General features: G+C 44.7%; 1 protein-coding gene. It reads left to right on the plus strand.

Annotated elements, in window-relative coordinates:
• On the plus strand, positions 1-264 hold a 264-nt coding region (locus SB772_RS41985), incomplete at both ends, for a hypothetical protein (protein WP_410838769.1).

The raw sequence follows: 264 nt of genomic DNA on the forward strand, positions 1-264 counted from the left end.
GGACGAATGATGTTTTGGAGGCTAACTCAACTAATCCAAGACTCTATCAGTCTGTATTAAATATTGATGCGGCCAACCAAGCCAAACCTATACAAAGTATTACAGTATCCAAAAGTGCAGGAAGTGGAATTCCCAATATTTTTGCCTTCTCAGCAGATGCGTATTCCGACTGTGGAGTTCCGGCTCTGAATCCCGTAGGTGCACTCACTTCCAATTCAGCACAGGTTTCATGGACAGTTCCGGCAAATACGCAGGCAGCAAGTT

It is taken from the genome of Paraburkholderia sp. SIMBA_030, assembly GCF_046535245.1.
In the GTDB taxonomy this organism is placed as follows: domain Bacteria; phylum Pseudomonadota; class Gammaproteobacteria; order Burkholderiales; family Burkholderiaceae; genus Paraburkholderia.